Annotated in this window: 39 protein-coding genes; 15 read left to right on the top strand and 24 right to left on the bottom strand. The window is 43.8% G+C overall.

Annotated features, from left to right (window positions below; translation table 11 throughout):
* From RTJ53_RS00530 to RTJ53_RS00420, 23 genes are all read right to left on the bottom strand, one after another.
* Complete coding sequence (locus RTJ53_RS00530; protein WP_312275379.1) at positions 1-447, bottom strand: GNAT family N-acetyltransferase; 447 nt, start codon at positions 445-447, stop codon at positions 1-3.
* Complete coding sequence (locus tag RTJ53_RS00525; RefSeq protein WP_312275378.1) at positions 444-770, bottom strand: hypothetical protein; 327 nt, start codon at positions 768-770, stop codon at positions 444-446. The genes RTJ53_RS00530 and RTJ53_RS00525 overlap by 4 nt, the downstream gene beginning before the upstream one ends.
* A complete protein-coding gene (locus RTJ53_RS00520) occupies positions 767-1,105 on the bottom strand; it encodes a hypothetical protein (RefSeq protein ID WP_312275377.1) in 339 nt (112 codons plus the stop codon). Before RTJ53_RS00520 ends, RTJ53_RS00525 begins: the two co-directional genes overlap by 4 nt.
* A complete protein-coding gene (locus RTJ53_RS00515) occupies positions 1,106-2,512 on the bottom strand; it encodes a packaged DNA stabilization protein (RefSeq protein ID WP_312275376.1) in 1,407 nt (468 codons plus the stop codon).
* On the bottom strand, positions 2,496-3,179 hold the full coding sequence (locus RTJ53_RS00510; RefSeq protein WP_312275375.1) for a hypothetical protein: 684 nt from the start codon (positions 3,177-3,179) through the stop codon (positions 2,496-2,498). The genes RTJ53_RS00515 and RTJ53_RS00510 overlap by 17 nt, the downstream gene beginning before the upstream one ends.
* A gap of 61 nt (positions 3,180-3,240) precedes the next feature.
* The gene (locus tag RTJ53_RS00505) at positions 3,241-3,594 is read right to left on the bottom strand and encodes a hypothetical protein (RefSeq protein ID WP_312275374.1); all 354 of its coding nucleotides are present in this window, start codon (positions 3,592-3,594) and stop codon (positions 3,241-3,243) included.
* Positions 3,595-3,631: 37 nt separating this feature from the next.
* Positions 3,632-3,973, bottom strand: a complete 342-nt coding sequence (locus tag RTJ53_RS00500) for a hypothetical protein (RefSeq protein ID WP_312275373.1) — start codon at positions 3,971-3,973, stop codon at positions 3,632-3,634.
* Between the two features lie 5 nt (positions 3,974-3,978).
* The gene (locus tag RTJ53_RS00495) at positions 3,979-4,632 is read right to left on the bottom strand and encodes a Gp49 family protein (protein WP_312275372.1); all 654 of its coding nucleotides are present in this window, start codon (positions 4,630-4,632) and stop codon (positions 3,979-3,981) included.
* A 58-nt stretch (positions 4,633-4,690) separates the two neighbouring features.
* On the bottom strand, positions 4,691-5,884 hold the full coding sequence (locus RTJ53_RS00490) for a P22 phage major capsid protein family protein (RefSeq protein ID WP_312275371.1): 1,194 nt from the start codon (positions 5,882-5,884) through the stop codon (positions 4,691-4,693).
* Positions 5,885-5,887: 3 nt separating this feature from the next.
* Positions 5,888-6,691 (bottom strand): flotillin family protein, encoded by an 804-nt coding sequence (locus tag RTJ53_RS00485; protein ID WP_312275370.1) that lies wholly within the window; start codon positions 6,689-6,691, stop codon positions 5,888-5,890.
* Positions 6,669-8,891, bottom strand: a complete 2,223-nt coding sequence (locus RTJ53_RS00480; RefSeq protein ID WP_312275369.1) for a portal protein — start codon at positions 8,889-8,891, stop codon at positions 6,669-6,671. The genes RTJ53_RS00485 and RTJ53_RS00480 overlap by 23 nt, the downstream gene beginning before the upstream one ends.
* Positions 8,891-10,345, bottom strand: coding sequence for a phage terminase large subunit family protein (locus RTJ53_RS00475; protein WP_312275368.1), 1,455 nt, complete (start codon positions 10,343-10,345; stop codon positions 8,891-8,893). Before RTJ53_RS00475 ends, RTJ53_RS00480 begins: the two co-directional genes overlap by 1 nt.
* A complete protein-coding gene (locus RTJ53_RS00470; RefSeq protein WP_312275367.1) occupies positions 10,332-10,823 on the bottom strand; it encodes a hypothetical protein in 492 nt (163 codons plus the stop codon). Before RTJ53_RS00470 ends, RTJ53_RS00475 begins: the two co-directional genes overlap by 14 nt.
* Positions 10,824-11,389: 566 nt before the next feature.
* Positions 11,390-11,761 carry an antiterminator Q family protein gene (locus RTJ53_RS00465; RefSeq protein ID WP_312275366.1) on the bottom strand — a complete coding sequence of 124 codons (372 nt, stop codon included), beginning with the start codon at positions 11,759-11,761 and terminating at the stop codon, positions 11,390-11,392.
* On the bottom strand, positions 11,758-12,165 hold the full coding sequence (locus RTJ53_RS00460) for a DUF1064 domain-containing protein (RefSeq protein WP_312275365.1): 408 nt from the start codon (positions 12,163-12,165) through the stop codon (positions 11,758-11,760). Before RTJ53_RS00460 ends, RTJ53_RS00465 begins: the two co-directional genes overlap by 4 nt.
* The gene (locus tag RTJ53_RS00455) at positions 12,162-12,413 is read right to left on the bottom strand and encodes a hypothetical protein (protein ID WP_312275364.1); all 252 of its coding nucleotides are present in this window, start codon (positions 12,411-12,413) and stop codon (positions 12,162-12,164) included. Before RTJ53_RS00455 ends, RTJ53_RS00460 begins: the two co-directional genes overlap by 4 nt.
* On the bottom strand, positions 12,410-12,799 hold the full coding sequence (locus RTJ53_RS00450) for a hypothetical protein (protein WP_312275363.1): 390 nt from the start codon (positions 12,797-12,799) through the stop codon (positions 12,410-12,412). Before RTJ53_RS00450 ends, RTJ53_RS00455 begins: the two co-directional genes overlap by 4 nt.
* A 4-nt stretch (positions 12,800-12,803) precedes the next feature.
* A complete protein-coding gene (locus tag RTJ53_RS00445) occupies positions 12,804-13,595 on the bottom strand; it encodes an ATP-binding protein (RefSeq protein ID WP_312275362.1) in 792 nt (263 codons plus the stop codon).
* A complete protein-coding gene (locus RTJ53_RS00440) occupies positions 13,595-14,551 on the bottom strand; it encodes a hypothetical protein (RefSeq protein ID WP_312275361.1) in 957 nt (318 codons plus the stop codon). Before RTJ53_RS00440 ends, RTJ53_RS00445 begins: the two co-directional genes overlap by 1 nt.
* Positions 14,552-14,654: 103 nt before the next feature.
* Positions 14,655-15,044 carry a hypothetical protein gene (locus tag RTJ53_RS00435; protein WP_312275360.1) on the bottom strand — a complete coding sequence of 130 codons (390 nt, stop codon included), beginning with the start codon at positions 15,042-15,044 and terminating at the stop codon, positions 14,655-14,657.
* Positions 15,044-15,253 (bottom strand): hypothetical protein, encoded by a 210-nt coding sequence (locus tag RTJ53_RS00430; protein WP_312275359.1) that lies wholly within the window; start codon positions 15,251-15,253, stop codon positions 15,044-15,046. Before RTJ53_RS00430 ends, RTJ53_RS00435 begins: the two co-directional genes overlap by 1 nt.
* Before the next feature lie 9 nt (positions 15,254-15,262).
* Positions 15,263-15,580 (bottom strand): CII family transcriptional regulator, encoded by a 318-nt coding sequence (locus tag RTJ53_RS00425; RefSeq protein WP_248105711.1) that lies wholly within the window; start codon positions 15,578-15,580, stop codon positions 15,263-15,265.
* A gap of 9 nt (positions 15,581-15,589) precedes the next feature.
* On the bottom strand, positions 15,590-15,826 hold the full coding sequence (locus RTJ53_RS00420) for a hypothetical protein (protein WP_067238553.1): 237 nt from the start codon (positions 15,824-15,826) through the stop codon (positions 15,590-15,592).
* Positions 15,827-15,930: 104 nt separating this feature from the next.
* On the opposite strand from RTJ53_RS00420, the gene RTJ53_RS00415 reads away from it, so the two are divergent.
* From RTJ53_RS00415 to RTJ53_RS00345, 15 genes are all read left to right on the top strand, one after another.
* The gene (locus RTJ53_RS00415; protein WP_312275358.1) at positions 15,931-16,728 is read left to right on the top strand and encodes a S24 family peptidase; all 798 of its coding nucleotides are present in this window, start codon (positions 15,931-15,933) and stop codon (positions 16,726-16,728) included.
* Positions 16,719-16,910: a hypothetical protein gene (locus RTJ53_RS00410; protein WP_312275357.1), complete on the top strand. Its 192-nt coding sequence runs from the start codon at positions 16,719-16,721 to the stop codon at positions 16,908-16,910. The genes RTJ53_RS00415 and RTJ53_RS00410 overlap by 10 nt, the downstream gene beginning before the upstream one ends.
* Before the next feature lie 237 nt (positions 16,911-17,147).
* Positions 17,148-17,489 (top strand): HIRAN domain-containing protein, encoded by a 342-nt coding sequence (locus tag RTJ53_RS00405; RefSeq protein WP_312275356.1) that lies wholly within the window; start codon positions 17,148-17,150, stop codon positions 17,487-17,489.
* Between the two features lie 53 nt (positions 17,490-17,542).
* A complete protein-coding gene (locus tag RTJ53_RS00400; RefSeq protein WP_312275355.1) occupies positions 17,543-18,052 on the top strand; it encodes a hypothetical protein in 510 nt (169 codons plus the stop codon).
* Complete coding sequence (locus RTJ53_RS00395; protein ID WP_312275354.1) at positions 18,046-18,750, top strand: hypothetical protein; 705 nt, start codon at positions 18,046-18,048, stop codon at positions 18,748-18,750. Before RTJ53_RS00400 ends, RTJ53_RS00395 begins: the two co-directional genes overlap by 7 nt.
* 547 nt (positions 18,751-19,297) lie before the next feature.
* Positions 19,298-19,459, top strand: coding sequence for a hypothetical protein (locus tag RTJ53_RS00390; RefSeq protein ID WP_312275353.1), 162 nt, complete (start codon positions 19,298-19,300; stop codon positions 19,457-19,459).
* Between the two features lie 70 nt (positions 19,460-19,529).
* On the top strand, positions 19,530-19,898 hold the full coding sequence (locus tag RTJ53_RS00385) for a hypothetical protein (protein WP_312275352.1): 369 nt from the start codon (positions 19,530-19,532) through the stop codon (positions 19,896-19,898).
* Positions 19,899-19,908: 10 nt separating this feature from the next.
* Positions 19,909-20,115, top strand: a complete 207-nt coding sequence (locus RTJ53_RS00380; protein ID WP_312275351.1) for a hypothetical protein — start codon at positions 19,909-19,911, stop codon at positions 20,113-20,115.
* A gap of 2 nt (positions 20,116-20,117) precedes the next feature.
* The gene (locus RTJ53_RS00375) at positions 20,118-20,303 is read left to right on the top strand and encodes a hypothetical protein (protein WP_312275350.1); all 186 of its coding nucleotides are present in this window, start codon (positions 20,118-20,120) and stop codon (positions 20,301-20,303) included.
* A gap of 3 nt (positions 20,304-20,306) precedes the next feature.
* Positions 20,307-21,338: a YqaJ viral recombinase family nuclease gene (locus tag RTJ53_RS00370; RefSeq protein ID WP_312275349.1), complete on the top strand. Its 1,032-nt coding sequence runs from the start codon at positions 20,307-20,309 to the stop codon at positions 21,336-21,338.
* Positions 21,335-21,592 carry a hypothetical protein gene (locus RTJ53_RS00365; RefSeq protein WP_312275348.1) on the top strand — a complete coding sequence of 86 codons (258 nt, stop codon included), beginning with the start codon at positions 21,335-21,337 and terminating at the stop codon, positions 21,590-21,592. The genes RTJ53_RS00370 and RTJ53_RS00365 overlap by 4 nt, the downstream gene beginning before the upstream one ends.
* 1 nt (position 21,593) lies before the next feature.
* Positions 21,594-22,631, top strand: a complete 1,038-nt coding sequence (locus tag RTJ53_RS00360; protein ID WP_312275347.1) for a RecT family recombinase — start codon at positions 21,594-21,596, stop codon at positions 22,629-22,631.
* Between the two features lie 41 nt (positions 22,632-22,672).
* A complete protein-coding gene (locus tag RTJ53_RS00355; protein WP_312275346.1) occupies positions 22,673-23,344 on the top strand; it encodes a hypothetical protein in 672 nt (223 codons plus the stop codon).
* A 142-nt stretch (positions 23,345-23,486) separates the two neighbouring features.
* Complete coding sequence (locus tag RTJ53_RS00350) at positions 23,487-24,200, top strand: hypothetical protein (protein WP_312275345.1); 714 nt, start codon at positions 23,487-23,489, stop codon at positions 24,198-24,200.
* Positions 24,197-24,481, top strand: coding sequence for a hypothetical protein (locus tag RTJ53_RS00345; protein WP_312275344.1), 285 nt, complete (start codon positions 24,197-24,199; stop codon positions 24,479-24,481). The genes RTJ53_RS00350 and RTJ53_RS00345 overlap by 4 nt, the downstream gene beginning before the upstream one ends.
* 427 nt (positions 24,482-24,908) lie before the next feature.
* On the opposite strand, the gene tfpB is transcribed toward RTJ53_RS00345, so the two are convergent.
* Positions 24,909-26,681: a type IV pilus assembly ATPase TfpB gene (gene tfpB, locus RTJ53_RS00340; protein WP_312275343.1), complete on the bottom strand. Its 1,773-nt coding sequence runs from the start codon at positions 26,679-26,681 to the stop codon at positions 24,909-24,911.
* Positions 26,682-26,816 lie beyond the last annotated feature (135 nt).

Raw genomic sequence — 26,816 nt, 5'->3', positions numbered from 1 at the left:
TTATTCCCCTAATTTTTTAAACATAATCGTTTCGATTGACTCAAAACCCTTGTGCTGCCAAAGCTTACTATTATCTTTGGCTTGTAGATTTGCGAGCGTCCAAAAGCTGGCGCGCTCTTTGATATACTGCGTTGAGTATTCGAGTAGTTTTGCTGAGTGTTTGCGATGTTCAGGCAATACAAAAATCGCATCGGTATGTGCGTGCACATAACCTTTATGCCGCATCATTGGCGTGGTAAATAACCAGTGAAAACCAATAGCCTTACCGTTTTCTCGCATCACCAAGCAATGAAAACGGTCGCAACGTTCAACAGCGTGATACATTTCTGTGTCAAAATCGAGTTTTAAGCCAGTAAAACGCGCTTCTTCTAACGCAAAAACCTGCTGACATAGCGGCATAAGCTCATTAATGCAGTCCGCCCATTTTTCGCGGTTAATGGTTATCATACAGACTGTTCCATGATTGATAGCGTAGCATTGGCATATTGCCCCACAAGCACCACTTGCATACCTTCGGTAAGCACATGATTAATAACTTCGGGGCAAAGATAACTTTCATTGGTGCCCAGTGTTTTTTTAATCAAGCGATTAGATGCTTGCACTGAGCCACTGGCGGGTACTAAATACACCTCAATGCTAATCGGGCTTTCTGTGGCGTTGTGAAATGTTAATGCGCGAATTTGTGCAACTGACAGCCCGGGCACGACATAAGCAATATTATTATCTGCAACTAGACTTTGCGGTTTGAATGGGTTTAGGTATCGAATCATGGGGCAATAATCTCACTGGTTGGCATAGCGACCATATCAAAAGTGGGTGATGGGTTTACAGATACAGCAACCATCGGCATAGTTTCAGCCTGCACAACTGGCAATGCCACTGTATCAAACTGGGTATTAGACATATTTAGCAACATTTGCCCTGTTAGCGACTGTGTTGGCAGTTGGCTTGATAGCTGCAATAAAGTGAGCAAGTCCGCCAAATCGCCTGTGTTGAGCATTGACGCTAGTTTCTCAAAGAATCTCACCCATGTTGGGTTCATCACGCCATTGGTATACATCGGCTCAATAATTGGGACTTGCGATACGCGGGGAATCTGTGGCATTTATCTCACCTTTGCTTTTGCGCCCAATAAAATCAATCTTGCCGCATCGGTCATGCGAACGCGAAAAACGCGGTTAAATGACTGGCCAAGTCTGCGAAAAATAAGCCGTTTTTTATACTCACCGATACCGCCTAAGCTTTCTTGTCTATCATTCGACCAGGTGCGCCCTTTATCATCTGACCAATCGAACATAATTAGCGGCTTGGCATTATCATCCTGCCCTACTTGGGCAATTAGCTCAACCTCATCAAAAACAAGGCGCTGCCCCTGTGGGTTTAAACATGGTGTGACGCGCTCACGCATAATTAAGCTGCCATTATCAGTTTGGCAGTTTGGGCATAATCGATACACAAGCCCATTGGCACGATCACCGACTAAATGCTCACCATCAAAAAAGCAATGGCTGTTAGCGCGATGATGTTCGTGGCTAAAGGTTTCAGCATTGTAAAAACTGCGCTCATGCCACATTTGTGTTGCCGCGTCATACACCCATGTTTTTTGGGCAGTGGGGAAACTAATTACATAAAAATTATGCCCCTCGCGCTGATAGCTAAACGCATAGGCGTCATCAATCTGCGCGTAACTGGCAAGCTCATTTTCAATAGCATGATTGCTAATACGGCTGACTTGGTAGCCTTGCGTCATGACTATTTGCGCGTTACCGTGTTCGGTTTGTGATAACCAAATCAAGCTACTACCAAACGCACTAACGGAGTCTTTAGCCGCACAGCCTACTGGGATATATGCGCCACTGGTACGCTGATAGGGCAAGTCCTGCGAGCCTGTGCTATTCCAAATTTCAGTGGTTTTGACACCGATTAACCATAATTGCCCATTACTGGCTATCACACGCACTAGGTTATCGCTTTGCGCTTCAGCCGTGGCATAATTTAGCGCGGTTGTCGTGGTGCTTAATAAGTTTGACCATTGTATTTTGCCGCTATTAGGCACTGACCAAATAAACCGAGAGTCTAAAAACGTCACCGATGATGCACCAAAAAAACCTGTATCATCGTTAATCAGTAGCTTGGTCAAACTGTTATCCGCTATTTTGTAGCGGTAGGCATCATCACCGACAATCATCACTTGCACACTGTCATCAGCAAACGTCACCAAGTCAGTGCCGCTAATCTCACCTATTCGCTGTGATACGTCATTTCTGACAACGTACAATGCTGTGCCAGCCACCACCAAAAAACGGTCAGGCAGGGTATAAAGCCCACGAATTGCGCCGGTAAATTCAAAGCGTTTTACCAGTCCTTCAGTGGGTAGCAGTGCGCTCACTGACTGCGTATTGCCACTTTCAATGACCTGCGGATATAGATTAAGTGTGCGCTGGCAGTCAATCGCCCAATCTTGCAAGTGATAAGACTGCCCTACAATAGGGATATCAATAAGTGCAGCCACGATTACCTACTCCGATATTAATTGAGTTGCTGACATACAATGGGGTGATATTTGAGCGTTTGAGCAAGTTAATGGCATTGCGCTGATTGACCACCAATGCGCTCGATGGCTCGACCCCAAACATTGGGGCAATCTCAATAGCTAAGGTCAGTTTTAAAGCCCGCTCATACTGCTTTGGCAGGTGTAATTCATCGTGTGGGCATAGGTCAAATGGCAAGGTAAACGCTTTGATTTTAAGCTCACCGCCATCGGTATCAACGATAAATGACCAGTTCGGGTTATCAACTTGGTAGGTCACGCCAGCGTATTTGCTGTCATTGGTATCACGTACCAAAGTGATTGCTTCACTATCTAGCCAAGCGATATCTGAGATGCTAGCGATTTCTGCGGCAACGTCTGGACGGGCAAGCAGCTCACCACAGCAAGTTAATTCATACTCACAGCAATCACCTTCAATCTTGCCAACAAGGTAAGTATTGCGACCTTTCGACAATGGAATGGTGATTGTGGTGGCTTTGTGGACATACAGCTTGTGCGTAGCCCACTGACTTAAAATATCTTGTAAGGCTTCAATCGCGTCAGCAATTTCTTCGCCACTGGCATTTTCGCCGGCTGCCAATACGCCTAATTGCTTTAATGCGGCTGATACGATTTTGCTGACGTTCATTTTGTTTCACCCATAAAAAAACCTAGCGATTAGGCTAGGTTCTTGTGTTTAAAAATCTCAGCTACAACTTGTCGTTGTAGTATTTCATTTTAATATTTTCGGCTAGTTGTTCGTTTCTGAATGAGCCTAGCGGTGCATCATATTTTTCATCGTTAGCTAAATGAAAAGCTGCTGCACCACCCACATCAATTAACTTATGCTTAACTTCTTGCAGTTTTCCATTTACCAAATCTGTTAATTCTGGGTACTCTTTTAAAAATTCATTTATAGCAAAAAATCTAGCTTCTTGCTCAGAGTATTTAGACTCAGCAATGTATCTTCTGCCTTGATAGTCGATAGCCGCTGAATATGTTAAATCCGCTACGTTTTCTGCTGAAAGTCCGATAATGCTGTCAGTGACAGGAAATTTATTCATAGCCTAAACTCCATTGAATTTAAGCTATTTTACCATACTATTCCGATTCAATGACCAATTTTAAAAGCGTGTCTTTGCTGTCACGGCTGCCGAATTCGATTTTACGCTCAGTCAAAATCGCTTTGAGCTCATCGGATTGCATATCTTTCAGCTGATAGCCGCGTACTTCGGTTTCAAGCTCCGCAATCCGTGCCATAGCATTGGCATAGGCTTCAGGTAGTTCGTCATTCTCTACCGGCTCAATCACTTCACCTTCTGGTAAATCACCAAAATCCACCGCGCCATGCTCACGGACTTGGGTTTCTTCGCCTTCATCTTGGACGATAACCATTTCATGCGTGACGGTATCGCCAAGGTATAATGCTTTGGGGTATTCCATCGTTTTTACTCCACAATTTGCCAATCTTCTGCTAGTACATCGGTTTGACTGGCAAGCCAAGGCACCACGTTGTTTTGGGCTGTTTTCATAGCGATATACGCACCATACGGCACCATATCATCTTCAAACACACCAACCATCGTGCCGTGTTCATTGCGACTAGCAGGGTATTTGTTTTCAGGAACGTAGTACAAGAACATACCCTTGCCATTCCAACCTTCACGCGCCACGCGAGCGCCTTTTTTTAATATCTCTACCGCATCACCAAAGCTAAATGTCGCATCATCTGGAATCATCCAATCCTGCGCTTCAATTTTGTTATCATCGCTTGGTGGCTGCAATCGGTTATCATGGTCAGCCAATGCTTTATGCAGCCAAAACCCATACGGCATCCACATTTTTTCAAATGCTTGCTCATAGGCAAACTTTTCACCAATTTTTTGGTCAAAGTTATTAGGGTCAACACACGCACTTTCACCAGTAAAGGTAAAGCCGCTTTTGGTGGTGATGGTGCAATGAGTGGTTTTTTCGCCAATGCGTACATACTCAACATTACCAATTTCACTTTCCAAAAAATCCTTGGTAAGTTTTCGCTCTGGTAAAGCTGCCGCTAAAGCCATTGCTGAGATAACGCCTAATTTGTATCCGTGGTTTTTCATGATTTTTTATCCAAATAAAAACAGACGACCTAAGCCGCCTGTTTATGGGTTAATGTGATTACTGCGTTACGCGGCTTGCATGGATGCCACGTACAGTCTGGAAGCCATACAATACATCGATACGGGTACGCTCGATATCGTTGTTACCATCGCCAAACGTCATTACACGCACGTTTACGCCACTTGGCAGACGTGCAGTGTAGCCTTCACAGCTTGCCAAAACTGGCAGTGGTGCAAATGCTGCGGTAAACGCGTCTTTGTGGAATACCAAGTTTTGTGGACCATTGACCGACACCACAGTGACAGCCGCGCCATTGGCAGGTGAAGCAGTAACGGTTTTGTTTGGTGCAAGTGGGTTGATAGCAGGATAAATGCTTACTGCGGTTGCAGAACCAACTGTTTTGGTTTCTTTAACCACGAACTGCTGCAATGTACCCATATCAACGCCAGTAAGCGGATGGACAGCGTTAACGCCAGCGATAGTAAACACTGTGCCTTGTACTAACGTGCCAGCGGTTGAAGCCGCCATAGTCAATGTGCTACCGCCTTGACTTGCACCTGACACGGTAATACCTGCGGCTGTACCATTGGCAAATACAGGGATGGATTGATGTTCAAAGATATCTTGACCAAACGCATTCGCCACGAAGCCGTCAATATAGGCTTTTTCACTGGTCTTGGTTGGATTCCACATACGAGATACTTCGCCACTTAACGCCACATTCGCGGTACTGGTGATTAACGCATTGCGGTCGCCTTTTGGCGCTAAGTATTGGTTTAGCTTAGCGCGTGCCAATGCCAAAGCATTAGACGGGTTTGAGCCTGCCAAATTCATCGCTACTTGGTTGGGTGTACCAATCACGCCGCGCATCATCAAGTCAGCTTCAACCACGGACGCTAGGGTCTGCATTTGTGGACGCAAGATGCGCTCTTTGAAGTCAGTGATGTTTAACAGTTTCTCTTTGGCGCCAAACTGCAATGCAACGTGCTTTTGGGTGTCAAGCGTCAAGTTGACTTTATCTTCCACCACGTCAGTGCCTGAGCCGCCACCTGCGAACACGGCACCATCAAACACTTTACCCGCGGTTGGGATTTTGATAGTGACAGTATCGCCTTTTTTGTAGCCTTGTGTGTCGGTGCCAAACTCGTCTTGGCGACCTTTGTTGATGTTTGCTAAAAACGGCGCTTCTTCTTCAAGCATTTTAGCCGCTTCACGCGCAATCATTTGGTGGGTTAAGATTTGATTTGCCATAAATTATTTACCTTTTCGTTTTTGGGATTCTTGTCGATACCACTCATCGTCAGACATTTTGCTAGGGTCTTTAGCAACGGGCGCATTGGCGGTAACGGGTTTAATGGGTGGTGGAGCCGTTGGTACCTTAGCGGGTGCAGCATTTGACGGTTGTTTGCTTGCAATCATCTGACCTATTTTGACCGCTGCTTGCACTGGGTTTAGCTGTGACAACTCGATGTATAAATCATCGTTTTGCAGTAGTTCAGCAGCTAGACTTAATGTGTCTTTGGCGGACAGTCCGAATTGGTCAAGCGTGATGGGTAGCGGTGGTAATGTATTAGCCTTCGCCATCAATCCATCTACATCAACACCGCCATCTTTTAACTCGCTGATAGCAGTTTCAAATTCGGCTTGTTGTTCGACCTGTGATTGCTGGGCTTTTTCAGCTTCAAGTTTGGCAAGTACACGCTGTTCAGCTTGGGCAACATAGTATTCCTGCTGCGCTTTTTGATACTCCGAATAATCGTCAAAATCTTCGATGTTCGGCGCGTCAGACGCTTTAGGCTCTGATTGCTTTTGCTCATACTCGGCTACTTTACGTTGTAGTTCGGCTTTTTCACGAGCGAGCTGCTGAATACGCTTTTGCGAGCGGCTTTGCTTTTCAGTTTCCTGTTCTTGCTTGGCTTGTTCTGCCTTTTCTTCTTCGGTTTGTTCAACCGCTTCGGGTTCGGCTTGTGGCTGTTCGATACTTTGACTATCTGCGCTAGTATTTTCCGTGTCAGCGGTTGCCACGTTGTCAGTATCAATATTGTCCATCGTCTGCATTGGGTTGCTCCATATCATTGACCGATACGCTATCCCCAAACTGGTCAGATTCAGGGGCGAAGTTTTGAGCCGTTTCTTCAGGCATTAAAAAACCCTGCTCGGATTCGGCAGGGTTCTCAATGTTTTCGCTTGGCATGGGTGGCGGCTCGGCCATCTCATGCTGCGGGGGTAATTCATGTTCGGGTAATTCTTGGTCGTATTCTTCGGTTTCCATCCATTCAGGTGGCACCATTTGCTCAACCGCTTGCAAGTTGCCCATGTGCTGAGTGAGTAGCGACACAACGCCCTTTAACTCCTCAACATCGGCTTTACTTTCAGCATTGATTTGTGCGACTCGGATGTCTTTTTCCGCTTGCAGTTGGATTTTGACCAGCTCAAGCTGTCTATCCGCATCTTTGTCATTGACCAAGCCTTGCAATTGCTCGATTTCAGCGGTCATTTTTTGCACCAACTGGTCAAGCTGCATGATTTGCGCTTTGGCTTGCTCGGGGTCAATTTGCTGCTCTTTGCCTGTGAGCTGTGGCGGCATCGTTGACTTGATACGCTCCGCAATCTCTTTGGCATTAAGCAGTGGTGAGTTTTGCAGCAAGATATCACCAATTAGGCTAAACAACTGCGGATTCATGCTCAAAAGCTGCATCATCAGCGCAAAGTTTTGCTCACGCTGCGTATTAAACGATGGTCCCGTATCCATGCGTACGTCATAACGTCCAACGGTCACATCAGCCATCACGCCTTTGGCGGTTTCTTCAAACAGTTTGACTTGCTCGCTTTCACCATCGACACCGACAATGCGTCTAACCATCGGCACGGTGTAGAGTGCTTGATAAAGCCCAAGCAAGATTTTTGCACCGTGGCGAATTGATTTGTTTAAGTTGTCTTGTAGATGAAATTGGGCAGTTTCAGACTGACGTTGACGCATACCGATTGCCACGCCTGACGTTTCGTTACCTTGACCGCCCATCACTGGCGCGTGCATATTGAGAATGTCAGTAATGCCCTGTTTTGCGCTTTCAGCTGCGTTTAATACGCCCACTGGCGGTTGAGCTGCACCCATGCGAAATGGAGCAGGACGTTGGTCGCCAAGCTCATTAGCATAGTTATAATAAACAGCTGAATAGCTGCTAGGGTCTTTCCATTGTTCTTCATGTCCTGCCACGCCCTCGGCATCAACCACCAAAATGTCATCTTGGTTTTTCTGCAAAATGTGCGCTTCAGTTGACTTCCAGTAGTTGAATAATCGCTGTGGGTCTTTGGCAAAATGCACCAAGCTAAAGATATACCGCTTTTCTTGCACCCAAGTGACTTCGCCATAGACAGGCACGATGGGGATATATCGACCAGGGAAGGTATTTTCTTCAAGCACTTTTGCGCCAGAAACTTTGTACCACTTCACTTCTTTGCGTGTCGTTGGGCGTGTCGCTTGTAAAATACCCGCGTTTTTCAGGATATTTTCAGCTTCACCATATTGTTCAGCCAACACAGATTTATAATTTGACGTGCCGTCAGTCAGTAGCCATAGCGTGTCTTTGACTTCTTCGAGTTTAAAATACTCGACAATGCGTAATGTCTTATCGCTGTCATCGTACCAGTCTGAATAATTGCTATCCTCAAAGTCAACGGCAGCATCGTTGCCATACTGCTCGATGATATCGTCTTTACTGACCCAATCACCCACGATTGCCCACGTCATATCTGAACCATCTAGCGCACGGCTCAACGGGTCGATGTAAACCGCATGAGGGTTTTGCACGGGCATAAACTTTGGTTCTTGGTTGAATGATAATTCACTGACGTAATCAGTGACCAAACGATAAAAGCCAAGCCCGCCATACACGGCATTTTCTGCGGCTGTATCGTATGCGGATTCTGCGTCCGTGGCTTCTTCGGTGTCTTTGATTAAACCCTCGATGAGGTTTGCCTTGTCCGCGTCCGCTCCGTTATCGACTGGCACAACTTTAGCTTGTGGTCGGTTTTGGCGCTGGGTGTTGATTTGTTGACGGCAATAAGCACGGCACATATTAAACTCAAGGCTAGGCTTGCCATCATCTTTGCGCTTTTGGACTTCATGCAAGCCCCACTGTGCGCCTTCGACTGTGACAAACTCTTTATCTTCAACGCCGCGCTGATAGTTTTCTTGCCAATAGTCCTCAGCATATTTCAAGCGCGTTTTGATTTCGTCTAATATTTTATCGCTCATTAACTCATCCAGCCTTTCTTAAGGGGTTTTGGTATCGCTTTAACTTTTTGCTTACCGACCAAGCCTTTTTGGATAGCGAAACGACGCATCATATAGGCGTAACGTGTCGCATCCATCAAGTCATCACCTGTCTTAACGATTTTGCCTTTTTCATCGCGGTGGTATTGCAAAAATTCATTAAACCAATCACGCAAGCCCGCAAATACTTTAAACTTACCCGCACGCATCAACAAAAGAATTTCAAGCAAGCCAGCTTCAACACCATTGGAACCATCTGGCCAAGTGGCATACTCACCAAGCATTTTAAATCCGGCTTCTTTGTAGTAGGCTTTTTGCTGTTTGCCTGAGCCTTTTTCAGTTTGGAGTCCGTCAAGTGGCCAAGCGGTAGGTACGTCTTTCGACCATGATTTTGTCGCTGTCCAAGCCTGATCGGGTGAAACTTGTCGCTGCTTCCAACCATGCGTCACATAAAACATATCGTTTTCGGTATCTATGGCTAGCTGAATCTGCGCTTGTGGGTGGTCCCAACCAAAGTCCATGCCATCAATCAGCATGAAGTGATCAGGTATTTCAAATGGGTCACACGTAATAAATTCTTCGCTTAAGTCATAGATGCGACCATGACCAAGCATCGGAATACCTTTGGTACGCATATCACGTTGGTGCGCTGGATAGGATTCAAGCAATGTCTGCTTAACGCTTTCACTCAAGTGGGGCGCATCATCCCAACCGGCGTTAAGCATAATTTGCCCAGTTGCAGGATTATCCATAAACTGGACAACCAACTCGGTGCGACCATTCTCAGGCGTAAACGTCAAAATGCCGCGTCCGCCGTTACCTTTGTCACCTGTTGCGGTACGTGTTAGCACCTGTGGGTAAATCGTTTGGTCTTTCGGCTCTTCGTCGATGTGAAACCAATCAACGCTGTCACCCATCAAAGCGTGCTGACCTTGGCTATATGACCAAAATTGCACCGTTGAAACGCCATGTTGGACATCACCACCGCCACCATGACGCACATACACGGTTCGCATCGCGTTTGGTGTACCTGTCATCGATTCGTGGTCAAGGATGTATTCAGGTGGAATTAATCCACCAATCCAGCCGCTATCATCGCGCCTACCAAAGATAGGTTTTTGCAAAAGGTCGCGACATTTTTCACCAGAATAGCCAAGCAACCAAATTAGCGGCGCATGATCAAATGCGTAACCATCCCACCAATCGGGATAATGACCAAGTGCATGAATAGAATCCATGTAAGTACCGGTCATGGTTTTACCGACGCGGTTAGCTGCCATGAAACACACCTGGCTGTAATCTGTAGTGCGCTTGACTAATTCACGTTGGATTGGATAGAGTTTTTCACCAAACTGCTTATAGCGATATACGTCATCGCGTCTGCGCTTTTCTTCAAGCAATGCCAATAGCTCAAGTTTTTTATCACGAGTTACCATTCATCAGTGCCTGAATTTTTGCATCCAATTCGTCGTCGGTTAAATTATTGATATTCATGTTGACGTTGGTGTCAACTTCTTGCTTATCACGCCAGTTATCTTTTTGACGATTTTTAAGCCAGAAAATGGCCGCCGTTGTGTCTGGCGGATAATGTTTGATGGTTGGGACAACTAGCTCAACGCCTTGGTTATTGAAAATCTTATCTTCTGGGTGTGAATAACCTTTGGCGCGGTGAAATAGGCTTGATGCGATTTCAGCATCAGCAATTTCCTTACCCTTTTTTATGGACTCGCAAAATTCTTTATGGTCTTTTTTCCAACGGTTGATTGTTGACTCGTCAACTTCAAAAAGATAGGCAAGCTTTTTATCATCCGCCCCAAGTAAACAATACTTGTAAGCCTGCTCTGCGAACTCTGACCGATACTTGGTTGGTCTTCCGGCATTTGATTTTGGTTTGGTTGGCGTAAGTTTCGCCATGCTTACGCTCCTTAAATAAAAAAGACCTGCAACCCCATCGCTAAGATTGCAAGCCAAGTAGATTGTGCTACTCGCTTTCACATTCGCCCAACGCACAAGGCTCCTATTTCCACTTTCGCTAATTAATGGGCGGGGTGACTAAACCCCCTAATCTGATTTTTTACACTTAGGTACGTTCTACAACGGTCAAATTGCAGGATATAAAAAAAACCGATATGCAAATACGCACATCGGTTATAGTCGGCTATGATTTGTTTTGGGCTTGCCCCGTACTGTTCTACATAACCCACCCCGCTTAGCAAGTTAATCGGCGATAAACAGACAACAAAAAAGGCGAAAATCTTTCGACTTCGCCTTTTAATCAAATACACTAACTATTGAGAATGATGCATTACAGCGTTACTTATTGCAGCTCCATGCCTTAAAAATACATACAATAAAAAAACTGCTATTAGAAAGCCGTATTTTAAAATTTTCATAGATTCCACAAAAAAAAGCAAGGTTAAAATCTTGCTTTAAGTAAATTTCTGTTTATAACCAATTTATATCATAGCTTGTCCGACAAATCAACTGTTTTCAACTACTCCTAACACATAACCTTCCGCTCTTGCTAGTAATTGATAAGCAGTTTCCTTTCCCACCTGTTTCCGACTATTAATACCATATTCCAAAACCGTTAGATAATTTTTTGCAATATCTCTTGGTGACCACCCAGCAAGGTATTTGTAGCAAAGGACATTGAGCAAGATAACACTGTGTTTAGCAAGTTTTGAAACAGCCCTATCGACCTTTAATGCTTCATCATCAGTAATACAATATCTTACCCCTTTGTGCATTTGCACGTTATCACGCATAACCGATAACCATGCTGATTGACTCCCCAAATCGTCTTTATGGTGCCTTGCCCACTTTCCCCACTCTTCAATTTTGTTGATCATACTTCTCTAACCTCTTTCCCCAGAATTTCCCACATCAATTTGCGCTTAATTTTATAAACATCCGTTCTCGCGCCCTTGGCATCTTCGATGACTTCGCAATCTTTTTCGATATCCCAATAAACGAAATCAGCGATATAGGTCGTTTTTCGCTGCGTCTGACCACCAATTCGAGTCGTTGGCAGCAAGTCATAAGTAACTTGGCAGCATAGGTTTTTAATCTTGCCAGCACGCTGTAAAAGCTCAAGTTGCTGATAACGGTGCATCTCTTTTTTGCTGTCAAACCATTTGCCGTTGTATTGGACCCGGATATTTTTATACTTTGACTTCTTCGCCTTGGGTGCCTTTGTGGTACCTTTTTGGGCAAATAATTTCTTCTCTTGTTTTGGTGTCATGATTGCTGTCACTGCTCACTCCCTAGAATTAAATCCCCAAATTCGTGTTTAATTGCCCGTCCATCTAATCGCCATTTTGCCCACTGCGCTGGGTGCAAGTTCTCTTTGTGTGGGCTTTTGGTGATACGTCCGCTTATGTACTTGATTGTTTTAAGCTCATTAGTCCTGTTGTCGCGCCAAGTGAGCTCGCCGCGCTTAACCGCACAGACGTAGTAGCCTGTAGCGGTTAATTTGTGATTTGGGTGGCTAAGGTGGGTCATTTACCACCATCCAAAACCTTAAAAACTGGCTTGCGTCTTTTTATGTTCTGGCTGTTTTCAATGCTTTTGATTCGTCGGCGTTCTTCTAGCGATTGCTCAAAGATTCTTCTATGTTTTTCCAAGAAAGTTTCCTCAGTCCAATCACCATCTTTGGTGATATGCTCAAAATCAGCCTTTGTCAGTTCTTCGATATTTAGAATTTCGATGCGGTCAAAAAGTCCAAACGCTTCTTTTGCTGATTCTTCAATGTATGCGTGAGAAGGTCTGTATTCTTCTTCATCAAAAAGCAAATCTTCGATGTAGGTTGATGACCATGCCCTGGGGTTACTCACCCAAGGCATATATAATTTGATTTTTACGGCAAAATAACGGCTGCCTTTGCTCATGCTCTTACCATCCCCCAATCTTGGCTACGCCTGCTTTTTGACGATAGCTTGACCAATCGCATTTAATATGGATTAGGTTTTGTTGAAACCGATCCCATGCACGATCGCCCATGAAGGTTTTAGTTTCTTCGTAGCTTAAATTTGTGGTGATAACCGTTGGTTTTTGTTGATAACGCGCATCAATCAAGCCACCCAATCGGCTGCGATCACTTAATTGATTACCCGTGGTATCACCGTCACCCAAGTCATCAATCACAAGCAAATCAAAACTAGCCAAACGAGCGATAATCATGTTTTGAGTGGGCTTACTCTTATCACTCCATGATTCTTTGCAATGCTCAACAAATTCTGACGAGCGAATAAACTTGGCTGGGCATAGTGAATTTTTCTTAAACTGACTTTGATACACGGCACGCGCTAAGGCATTGCTTAACATCGTCTTGCCCGCCCCTGTACCGCCATAAAACAAAAGGTTTGGCATACCAGTATGAAAATCGGTTGCATATTTTTTGAGATTAGCCAATAACGCTTCTTGGCGCGTGCGCTGTGTCTCATCAATTTCCCAAGCATCAAAACCCTTGGCATTGATATTGATACCACAGCTTGCCATTCCACTAAGCATACGTTCACGGTAAGTTTGTTTTGCTTGGCGCTCATCATTGATGCGTTTTTGTTCAGCTGCGCATAAGTCACACCGCTCTGGGAAGTCCATGATTTTGCTAAAACTGGTTTCGCCATGGATCGGACATGCTGCAGTAAATTTTTTGAATGAATCACGAAATGCTTGTAGGTCCATTACCAAGCTCCTTGTACTGGCGATGATGTATCAAGTGGTGTAGCCACTAACTGGCCGTCAATAAATTCAAAGTTTGTATTTGGCGCAACGATGCCCGTCTCACCTGGTCGCCATTTTTGATTTACCGCCAATGGGTCATTGGGACCAGCAAGTTTTTGATTTGGTTTAGCTTGCTTAGGTGGCTTGGCTGATTGAATCCAAAGACGAAGTTTTGATTTTCTAAGGCTGTCCGTGTTTAGCGGCTTACCCACTAAGGCTTGTTCAGCGTAATGCGCCTTGAAGTCTTTGATGTGGGTTTGGTAAATATTTTCGGTTAAAACACCCATAAACCCTGCTTGAGATAATTCTTGTCTCATCAAATCCAAAGTTGGTGCTTGCCAGTCTTGAATTTCTTGAGAACGCTCTAAACGGATTTGTTCAGCTTTGTCGTTTTGCGAATCGTTGGCTTGCTGTGTGTGTGTATTATTAATAGATGATGTTGATGTTGAAGGGCATTGCTCAAGCATATTTGTAGCATTGCTTGGGCATTGCGTTTGCATTGCTTGAGCATTGCTTGGCGTATGCTCGGTTGATGCACTTTCATTTTGTTGATTTTCGCTTGAAGCCTTATTCCATCTAGCTTGCGCGGCTTTTTGTGCTTTCTCTGATTTGCTATTTTTGTTATCAGTTGCTTGTGATTTTTTATCATCCAAGTACGTACTAAATAACTCATCATTTTCGATAGAAAAAATGCCAATATTTGTGATAGTTTTTATGAAGGCTTTTACTTTAGATGAAGATAAGCCAGTAATAGCACCAATAATTTTTACATCGTTTGGGATAACACCATTCTTCCAATAATCCATCATGAGCAAGTAAAGCCCACCTACTTGTTCAGTGGTGAGCCTAGTTGTCATGGCAAGAATGTCACCGATATAGATCGGCATCCAGATTGATACATCATCTTGTTTTGACATTGTTGTCCCCTTGCTTATTTAGATTTTTCATGGTTAAATATCCTTGCTTATTGATTTATTGATTAATACCAAAACCCAAGCGATTGCCGTCGTTTGGGTTTTTTCATGCTCGCTTAAAGCCGTTGACCAAATACTTTTGATTGGCATGGTTAATAAAGCGCTTCTCTTTAAACGCCACCAACTCGCCACTTTTAACCATTTTCTGACATTGACCATGCACTGAGCGACGGCATGACATATCTTGAATGTCGCTAGGGACAATCTCACCATGTGCGTTTAAGTGGCGGTAGATGAGCGTCACAGTGCTGACTTTGCCGTATTGGGACCAGATATTTATCGCACTCGTCTTTTCGGTTTTTTTAAGTCGGTCCATACCGTTACCATGTTTCTTTAACCATGCATCAGTATCAGCTACGCTAATCTTTGATTTCTTTGGTCGGCTTGAATGTCTGGCCAATGGATCATGCTTGCTGTATTTATCAAGCTCGCTCATCACACACCCGCCTTTGGCATAGCCACGTCTTTAGCGACTAGCAAGCCATTTAACATAAACACATGGCTATCAGCCTGCTTGTTGTAATGCTCATCTTGTGGGTCGATGATATGACGAGGCGTTTTTTCGTCAGTCATGATCACTTCATGGCAACATCTGCCTTCTGTGTTATTGCAGAATTTGCAGTCATTTGGATTGAATTTAGCCATTGGTATCTCCTATCGAAATAAAATCTGTAAAAACTCTGGGCTTTCTGCCGAGTTCTTTAAAATTTCTTTAAATGCTTCAGCAATGACAGGTGAGCACATCAAGTCATCTTTATCAGATAGTTTGATGCCAAGCACAGCAGTCAAAACAGCAAAAAACTCAATACGACCTTCGCTTTTGAGTTTTGACATACTGCTTTCACTTGTCCCAACTTTCTCACCCACTTCTTTTTGACCAATCTCGGAAAGTCGAGTCAATAAAAGCCGTTCGTTCTTTCGTGCGATTTCCTGCAGCTCAGGTGATAATTCACTTATCGGTTTATGGCACATAGGTCGCTCCTAGGCGGTTTCGAGTTGAGTTTGAGGTTTAAACATTTCTTTGATTTCATCAGTTGGGACACCTGAAATTTCAGAAAGTTTTTCAGCGTAATTAGATTCGCCAGTGTATTCAGTGCGCGGCAAAGCATTTTTGTTTGACCACTTATAAACTCCACGCGCAGTAAGATTTAAAGCCTTGGCTACTTTTGATACGCCGCCATTAGCTTTCAAAAACTCATGTAATGTTTGGGTTTTCATGAACTGATAATTCCTTAAATAAGAACATACGGTTCATATTAACAGGAAGTGATTTTTCTTTCAAGAACTTTGATAATGAACAATAGGTTCATAAGGTGATAAAAATGACAGTTGCAGAAAAAGAACGTATTGAATTTGCTGAGCGTTTAAACAAGGTTTTGGATGATAAAGGCTATCCAATAAGAGGACGCGCTCAGAAGGTTTTAGCTGAAACTAAATTAAGTATCTCTGATAGAGCTATAAACAAATGGTTAAAAGGCGAATCTATCCCTGACCATAGTAATTTAGCTATTCTTTCTCGACACTATGGCGTTGGATTTGACTGGCTCGCCACTGGCAATGGCGAAATGACCACTAAGCCAGCAATCAGAATGGCAATCGATGACCCTAATTCGATGCCACCCGCCCTACGCGACCATTTGACCGCTGACCATGGCGATGATGAGTTAGATACCGATAATATTGAAGCCATGCTTGAGCGTTATGTGCCAGTGATTAGTTGGGTAGCTGCTGGTGACATGACACCTGTACTATCAACTTGCCTGACTGACGTTATGGAGTGGATACCGCGCCCAAGTCATTTATCTAAGATGGCGTTCGGTTTGGTTATCCGTGGCCGCAGCATGATGCCTGAGTTTAAACCTGACGAGATTATTTACGTTGAGCCAGAATTTAACCCCTATTGGTTGCGCGACGGTGACTTGGTAGTTGTATCGTGCGACGGTGACGGTGAAGCGACGTTTAAACAGTTAGTCATGGGTGAAACTAGCGAAGATATGTACTTAAAACCACTTAACCCAGAGTGGCATAATCAAGAAATCCGACCTATGAACGAGTGTCGATTGGTGGGAGTGGTTGACGGGAAATATGTGAGATATAGGAAGCAAAGACAATGGAGCTAGATAATTCATATTTTTTAGACAACCACACCACGCCCAAGCCAATACTCACAGGCTGGTCACTCGACCAAGTTGACCCTGACCACTACTTCATCGTGTGGTTTATCTACAATGCTGAGCTGATCACGCCAGCGACACGGGCAAAGGGATGGTGTGTTTATCGAGAGATTGAGTTGGATTTTTGATATGAACAGATGGATTTGGTTGATTTTGTGGACGTGCGTTGCAGGAATATGGATTGCTGACATTGTCGCTCTTTTTATTGTAAGACCAGCGTTTTTATCGACGTGGTTAGCAGCTCTGGCTTATGCTTGGGTGCCGTTTAGCTTGGTGTATATCGCTCAGTTATTGGTGACGGGGCGGAAGGCGCCTTTTAGGGTTTAGTTGGGAAATTTGATTTTTAGGATATATAAGGATGGATCATGGCAGATATTTACAACGGCTATCAATTTCTAACGCCTATTGTTGGTGAAAGCAATTACATTGAAACGCTCAAACAGCTATATAATCACGAGCAAAGCTTTAAACAAGGCAACTCAGCTTTTGTGGATGTCACCTTAATTCATGAGAACAACAATCCTTATGATAATCAAGCCGTCCTAGTTATGTCCCCTCTTGGCCCCATTGGGTACTTATCAAGACAAATCGCACGTGAGTATAGACAAGATTACTCCCAGCCTTTCTTAACTGTCAGAGCTAAGATTTTTAGCCGTGACAATACGATGTATGGCGTTTGGGTTGATTTGGATTATGAAGATGAATAAGAAAAATTGCATCTAATTCATTTTACTTATTTTTCTATTGAAAGGCTTATTTGATGGGTAGCAGACGAATATGTGATTTAGCGGCAAATGATGTTGATAAATATTTAACAATGCCAAAACAAATCAATAGCGACATAGTTTTTACTGAACATCCAAGAAAATCTAAAAAATCTCCCTACGGCTTTAAAGAATGGCAAAGTACATATATTTTATCTGTTGAAAGTGGGGATGTCATTGAAAGCCTGTACTTGACTCTTAAGTCGATGGTTCAAGCTGACTATTGGTATCATTCATTCAAGCTTTTCATTCGAGAAAATGAACAACAACATATTTTTTATCAAATGGAGATATATCCTGATGATATTGTTAGTCATACAAATCTCGATGGTAGCTTTTTATTTGGCGCACATATCCATAAGATAAACCAAGTGCATGAAATTCGACCACAAAACTACAGTAGTTTTTCATGGTATGAATGGTTAGAATATTTCAAGTCTACTACTAATATCAGTATAAGGGGTAAAGTTACTGCACCAAACGAAGGGGAGTTAGCATTATGGTAGGATTCGATAAAACCCAATTTTTACAACAGGGGTTCCATGTAACTGAACGTGGACAGCATCTTATTGTAACTACGCCTCAGGTATTCGCTAGCGGTGACCCGGCGCGTTTTTTTGTTAGACGTGATTTTGATAACTTTATCTTTGATGATTACGGCTCTACACATAATGCGTTGACCTTGTCTTTACCAAACCCAGGTAAGGCTACTGAAGTGATGAGCTCTATGCTTGATAAGCTAGATAGCAGGATTGAGTTTGAGCATTTTACGCTTATTAGACCGACCAAGAGCAACCAAATTGGCGTGGCTTTTAGGGAGTTTTTAGACCTCTATGCTATGCTGACAACTTATCAGCCAAAGAGCAGCCATCATCAAGAATCTATGGCAATTTTAGAGAATATTTATCGTTTTTTAAAAGAAAGATATAACGATGTTATTCCGAAAGTTAAATACAAAGGCCTATCTGGTCTTAATCATAAGTTTAGCTTTCAGGCAGATAATACATTGGTGGACTTTGCTCACCCAAATGGACAATCCACTGGTGCTTTATTAAGAAAAATACAGGATGTTAAACTAGTTTATAATGATTTCAAATTTAATATAATTTTAGATGATAGCAATCAGCGAAAATTTGATAGTGAAAGTCGCATCTTATCTAGCGTAGCAAACATACGGCCTTATAGCCTTATGTTAGCCTCTTGACTTAATATCCGTTTATTAAAGACCCACCCACCCCGGTGGGTTTTTTATTGCCTATACTTCACCTTTTACAATTCCTTACAAATATTTGACCCGCTTAAATGCGGGTTTTTTATTGCATATCAGTTCATATAAGAACAAATAATTCTTAATATTTTGTAATATTAGTTCTCATATAGATTGACATATAAGAACCATTAGTTCATAATTAATTCACCAACACGATAAGCCGATTATCGTGAAATTCAATCAAAACTTAGGAACCTGTAACGCGGTGCAGAGAACCGCTAAGTGTTACTCACTTACTGCTATTTCAACGAGATAGCAGTTGGGGATTAACAACAACCGAAGGTGAAATTATGTTTAATTTTAATAATCTTTTTAAGAAATTTTATCAGTTTGAAGAATATGCAAACTTGGAATTTCATGAACCGTATGTTTGCTACAAGAAGTTATCAACAAAGAAAGTTTATTTCTTTGATTATTAACCAACAAAAAAGCCACTAGACGGTCAAATCACAGTGGCTTTACTCAACAAAGGTGAATGATTATGAAAAAAGAAGACATCAAAAAAATTGCTATTGATTGCGGTTTTAATGAAACAGAGCAAGAAAATGGCGAGAAAGATATTGATGAGCGTCTCTATAAGTTTGCTGAAAAAATTGGCTTTAAAACATTCCCAACAGCAAGCCTATCGCTAAATGACAATTAATTAAGACAACAAAAAAGCCCTTCTCGACTGGAAATCAAAAGGGCTTTACTCAAAAAGGAGCAATCAAATTATGGCACAACTAGACTTTTTAAAGCAAGTACTTCGCATTGATAGCGAATGCGACCACGAAATCGAAATCAGTAGCAGCCAAGCAAAAGGCGTTATTTATCTGGCAATCGGCGATAACGGCGCATGGATTGGCTTTAACTTTAGCGCTGAGGTTGAGCATCCATATGAATCAATCTGCCGTGGTCGCTGGTACAGCCGCGTTTATGATTACAGCAAGGTTAAAAGCGTATCAGCACTCAAAGTCACTTATGCAGATAGCTATGACTGCGACAGCATCAACTACATGGCGCGTATCGAAGAAATCAAATCAATCATCACGCGCTTTATCGAGAGCGCAGAGATTGAAACCGACCATTATGACGCAGCTTAAGGGGCTAACCATGAAACTATTTGAAATCACTTGGGTGAGCAATGCTTGCCCTATCCCGATGACCGAATTAGTCGGAGGCGACACAAAGATGGAAGCCCGTGGTCACATCGTCAGACGCGAAGTTAACCGTGGCACGCCTAAGTTTTTAGAAGTGCTGCAAATGAGTGAAGCCGATGCCGACCAAAAAGGCTATCAGCTTTATCCAGTCGCGGGGTGAGCATGAAAATCAACCACCTTAAAGCATGGCTGCCAGTGTTAAAACTGGTAGCCATCGTTATTGCTTTAATCTTTGTGATTATCGCTGTTTATTCAATCCCAAGTCGATTAGACGCACAGGCTAAAGCCGAAGCCGATTATATCGAAAACTACAAGGCTGAGCTAAAAGCCGAACAAAATAAGGATTAAGCCATGACCAACTTAGCAATCCAAAGCACTGCCAAGCAAGCCTTGGCAATCCCCACCAAAGACCTAAGCCGTGAAGATTGGCTACGCTTACGCCAAAGCGGTATTGGCGGTAGCGATATCTCAGCCATCATGGGCTTTAACCCCTACAAAACCGCGTATGACCTATACCACGACAAAATCAATGACGTGGTGGCAGATGCTCAAAGCGATGCGGCTTATTGGGGCACAATCCTTGAAGACGTGGTAGCCAAAGAATACGCCCTGCGTAATGACTGCAAGGTGCAAAAGGTCAATTACATGATCCGTCACCCTGAGTTTGATTTTGCGCTAGCCAACATTGACCGCGCTGTCATCAACCCATCAATCAGCGGCAACGTGCGACTCAAAGACGGTAAGTTGACCACCGACAAATTGCTTGAAGTCAAAACTGCATCCGAGTACATGAAAAATGTATGGGGTGATGAAGCCTCCGACGAAGTGCCAGATAACTATAACTTGCAGTGTCAATGGTACATGGGCATTACAGGCGTCGATCAATGTGACCTTGCCTTGCTACTTGGGGGCAACAAATACCGCCAGTACAACATCAAATTCGATGCCGAATTGTTTGAAATCATGATTGATGAAGCTCAAAACTTCTGGGTCAATCATGTATTAGCTAGGGTTGAGCCAACACCCACCACCCTAGCCAATGCCAAGCAAAAATATGCAACGTCAACTCCAGACAGCACGCTTGATTTGCATTTCAATGATGATGACAACATCGCTATCATTGACCGCTATGTTGAGCTAAAGGACCAAGAAAAGCTTGTCAAATCCGCCCTTGAGTTAGCTCAAGTCGAGTTAATCAACCTGATTGGCTTTAACGAAGTATTGGCGGTCGATGGCGAACTGGTCATGACATACAAGGCGCAAAAAGGTCGTGAGACTTTCAACAAAAAAGGCTGTCTCAAAGCCTACCCCGAACTGGCAGAGAAATTTGCCGAATTTACTAAGACTGGCGAAGCTAGTCGAGTTTTAAGGGTGAAGTCGTGAGCGAGATGGCCGAAGACTTTAAGGCTCTGAACGAAATGCGTCGCGCTAAGCGAGGAGATAACAAAAATCGCTCAACTGAACTGCTAAAAGAGCGTGGCATCAATTTTCAAAGCAATAATCATGGCGTCCATCTAGTGGTGCGCCACAATGACGTGATTTACGATTTTTACCCATCAACAGGCCTATACATCAACCGCGCCACGAAGAAAAAAGGTCGCGGCGTATTCAACTTATTAAAAACGCTTGGAGTTTAAAATGAACGACCTAACTACCCCAAACCCAATCACAGCACCAGCCACAGCAGACGCATTTAGCCCGATGCAAATCGCGCTTGATGATACCCTGTTCGGTCAATGCCATCGCTTAGCGCAAATCATGGCAAGCGGCGCTTGCACCGTACCCAAGCATTTGCAGGGCAATGTTGGCGACTGTTTTGCCATCGTCGGTCAAGCATTGCGCTGGGGGTTTGACCCCTATGCAGTTGCCCAAAAAACCCATCTTGTGAATGGCGTATTGGGCTATGAAGCGCAGCTAATTATCGCTGTCATCAATGGCAAAGCCCCTATCGTTGGTCGCTTGAAGTTTGAATACTACGGCGACTGGTCAAAAGTCAAAACCAAGACTGATAGCCCTGCAGATGTAGGTGTCAAAGTATCAGCAACCATGCGCGGTGATGACGAGCCAACCGTCCTTGACCTGTCAATGGCACAGGTTGGCACGGTGCGTAACTCACCACTTTGGACTGCTGACCCACGCCAGCAACTTGCCTACCTTGCGGCGAAGCGTTGGGCGCGTCTCTACTGCCCAGATGTTGTCTTAGGCTTATATAGCGAAGATGAACTGCAAGACCGCAACGCACAGCCTAAAGACGTGACCCCTACGCCAACCAAAAACGGCGGCACCGCATCAATCAAAGACCGTATCAAAGCTAAAAAGGCTGAGCCAGTGATGGAAGCGCAAGCGGCTGAATGCTTTGACATTGATCCAAAGGTCAAAGAAATCCAATCAGCCACCACGCTTGATGAATTGATGCTGCTAGGGAAAGACATTGCCCAGATCAAAGCCACTGAGAACCTATGCGGTGATGACCTGTCAATCTTGCAAAACACTTGGGCTGAGCAGCGCGCATCTATCATCTATAACGAGCTGCTAAACGATATCAATCAGTCAACCACAGATGATGCTCAAGAAATGCGTCAACGCATCTATGGTGCCAAAGACAAGCTAGGTGATGAGCGCGTGCAAGAGCTCAACGAAATCCTTGAGACCGTTATCAACCAAGCCACTGAATAACTAAAAACGTGCCACTGGCAACGGTGGCACTGGAGATAACCATGACAACCAAACTTACCCCACAAACAAAGAAAACCATCCGCAAAGTCACTGAAGCCTTAAAAGACAGCATGATTAGTATGACAATCGACGATCTAGTCAATGCCACCGACTCATCCCCCACTGTCATCAAAAATACATTGGCAAAGATTGAAGGCGTTAAACAAGACGAAAACGGCTATTACTTGCCACGTGATGACCACGAATTAAATGCAGTAGCCGTTAATATCCAAGAAGCGCCTGTAAATATGCAAGATAAGGAGCTTAATACCCAAGCTCCCCATGTTAACTACCATGATAACGAGTCGAGCTCCTCTGATAACGACGAAGCTACCCTAATTAATCCAAGTGCTGAAATCGCTAATCCAAGTGCCAAGGTCGATAATCCAAGTGCTATCGATACGAATACCGACCCTGACGCCATAATTAATGAGGGTGTCAAACAAATAAGCATCTTGGAAGAAGCCAAAGACGCCCCGTACGAAAAATTAATCACGCCCAAAAAACCACGCAATAAGCCTTTTACGCCCAATCCCATCATGGGATATCAAGTGCAAAAAGGCAAAGCCAAAATCTTTTTAGACCGACGAGCGACAAGTAAAACCCTTACCCTCTCGCTTGATGACCTAAAAGAATTGGTCAATGCGGTTGAAAAATCGGAGCGTGTGGCGTGAACAAAAGAACTGCCAAGCGCATCCGCCAAAACAACCACCGACTCTATCATGAGTCGGTGAAGCGCGAAATAAAGTTTAAACAGGAAGTCAAAGCACTGCCTATGCCAGCGATTAAGATGGATAAAAGTATAAGGAGAAAGCCGTGAGCAATAAACCCACCAAGGCCGAAATCCTAGCTAATATTGCATGGATTTATAACGGCAATCACTACGAGAACCGTGAGTATATTGGCATTGCAGTAGATGGCTACTTTGTCACTTGCAACATGCTTGGCGAAGTCATTGAGCCAATTGACTATCACGATATTGTTATCCCTTATCATGACGAAAAAGAGGCATTTTACAAGATGCTTGAGAAAAGCCCGAAAAAGTATCTTGGTAAATATTTTGCGGACTATCACCACAAACACATAGTTAGTGGTTACAGCACCATGTATCACAGAACGGTATTTCGTGGCACGTATTACCAAGAGAGATTGCTTCTCAAAATCCTTAACATGGGATTTGAACCATACGGCATCTACGGTGAAGAATGTCGCATGAATGACCGTAATATACGTTGGAACCCACCTGAGATGCGATACGTAGGCATGATGAAGCATTGCAAGACTGGCCTTTTCATAGGCGTAGCAATACCAGGTTACATGCTTTTAGATAACTTGTACGAAAAATACTATTTTCATTTAACCCCAAAACCACTTGGTTTTATTGGCAGTGAAGGCAGTTTTGGCTTTCAATCAGCTTTGGATGTGAACGGTATTAGCTATGCGCCTACCATCGAAGTTAAGTCAACGGCCACCAAGCCTAAAAAGACCATTGAAGAAAATCAACCTGATTTATTTGGAGAACTGGCATGATACCACGCAAAAAGTGGGCAACTTACACCGCCCACGAAAAAGAATTGATGAAAACCGCTGTGACTCATGCCAGTCCAGACGAGTACTTCACACCTGAGTATGCGGCAGCGTTTATTGGCGTCTCACCTCGCACACTGCAAAGTTGGCGCGACAATGATAGCGACAAGCTTGAATACTCTAAACCATGCCGGAGCGTCGTACTCTATCAAGCAAGAGTCTTACATGGATTCTTACAGCGCATGACTTACAAATGTACTGCCAATTACAAGAAAGCCAGCTAAATGCTGGCTTTTTTTATACTCAAATAGATATCATTATCCCGACGTAGAACCGAAATTTTTCCCTTAATTTTCAGTATACCCGAGTATATTGAATATACTTTTCATCAGCGAAATTGGCTAAAAATATACTGAAAATATACTTGAAATATGTCGTTACATGATTTTTTATGAATTTATATGAAGTCTAAAAAACCTTGCAAGCATTGAAAACACTGAGTTTGTGAAGCCTTAAGCATTGATATGAATTATCATGTTTTTATATGAATTTAACTATCTAAGAATTTAAAATCCCTCGCTCTTACGAGCGTGCCGGTTCAAGTCCGGCCCCGGGCACCATTGATTAAGCCTAAACTTTTACGTTTAGGCTTTTTTGTTGCCGGTTATTTTTTAACTTTTACTTATTGTCTTTCAAATAATGGGTAGCCGCTTAAGTTATCGGCACCACTCTCATCACTTCTTCAAACGTGGTCACCCCTTCGGCAATCTTTTTTGCCCCTGCCAGTCTTAACGGCTGCAACCCATCTTGGTAGGCTTTTTGCGCGATTTGCGACAAGTCAGCGCCTTCGCTAATCAATTTTTTAAGCGCATTACTGACCACCATGATTTCATACAACCCCACTCGCCCAAGATACCCGGTATTACGGCAATGTTCACAGCCAACAGCATGATTAATGGTATCTGGGGCTGCGGCTTTCCAAGGACTGACTAACGCCTGCCAAGTCTTCTGCTCAATGTCACTCATGGGCTTATTGGATTTACAATGCGAGCAAAGGGTACGCACCAAACGCTGTGCCATGATGCCCAAGATGGTCGCTGAGGTTAAAAACGGCGCAACGCCCAAATCATGTAGCCTTGTTAACGAACTGGGTGCATCATTGGTATGTAAGGTCGATAACACCAAGTGCCCAGTCAGCGAGGCTTGTACCGCCATTTCTGCGGTTTCGGTATCGCGAATCTCGCCAATCATGATGATATCAGGATCTTGACGCATCAATGAGCGAATACCGTCAGCAAAGGTCAAATCAATGTTGTTCTGAATTTGCATTTGGTTAAACGACGGCTCTACCATCTCAATGGGGTCTTCGATGGTACAGACATTGACTTCTTCTGTTGCCAATTTTTTGAGGGTACTGTACAGCGTCGTGGTTTTACCCGAGCCTGTCGGGCCTGTGACCAAAATAATACCATTGGCTTTACGGGTCATGTCATCCCATTTTTGCAAATCCCGCCCTGTCAGTCCCAACTGCTCAAAAGAGCGCACCAGTACTTCGGGGTCAAATACCCGCATCACCAACTTTTCGCCAAATGCAGTGGGAAGTGTCGATAGCCGCAGCTCGGTTTCTTGACCTTTAGGGGTACGGGTTTTGAGCCGTCCGTCTTGTGGTTTACGTTTTTCAGCGACATTGAGTCTTGCTAAAATTTTTATCCGAGCCACCACCGCGGTCATAATCCCAGTCGGCATTTGATAAACGGTATGCAAAATACCATCGATACGAAAACGCACGTTGCTTTTATCTCGGCGCGGCTCTAAGTGAATGTCACTGGCACGCTGGTCAAAAGCGTACTGTAATAACCAATCGACAATTTTGACGATGTGTTGGTCATTGGCATCGGGGTTTTCAATATTGGCGGCATTGCCCAGTTGTAATAACGCTTCGACATTGGTGATATCGGCATCCGCGCGTTTTTGCTGATGGTTTGCCCCCGCAATGGCTTTGGTGACTTGATAAAATTCTTGGCGGTAGCGGTTGATTTGCTCGGGACTGATTAATACGGTTTTGATTTTTTTGGGCGACACGATATGCTGAATATTGAGCTGCCAATCTTGATAAAATGGCTGGTCAGTGCCGATTTCCACCGTATCTTGGGTGACGGCGACTGGCAAAATGTGCTGCGAGCGCGCATATTCAAATGACATAATCGATGTCACTGAGGGCACATCGGTTTTCAGCGGGTCGATACGTACATAATCAACACCGGCTTTTTGTGCCAGCCAGCGATTAAGCTGGTCAAGAGTGAGCGCCATTTGCGTGGTTTTATCGACCAGATGAAAGCCTGCAATCACTTGCAGGGGATGCAAGGTTTTGCGGTTATGGGTCATCACCAAATTATAATCACGTTGGTCAATGATGCCATCTTTTAGCAGTTCATCAAGACACCAACGGGTATCAATTATCATTGAAAAAGCATTGGAGAGCATAGGGTTTCCAAAACGATTGCGCCCATAGCAATTAGGGACAATCTAGGGCAATCGAGTTAAAGGATTAAAATTATCATAAAAATGAGTGAAATAAATTACCACGCTACCCATCGGTATGGCTGGGCAACTTATACT

The sequence above is a fragment of the Moraxella sp. CTOTU46711 genome, assembly GCF_031975715.1.
Classification (GTDB): domain Bacteria; phylum Pseudomonadota; class Gammaproteobacteria; order Pseudomonadales; family Moraxellaceae; genus Faucicola.
This window is presented reverse-complemented; position numbering and strand designations above follow the sequence as displayed.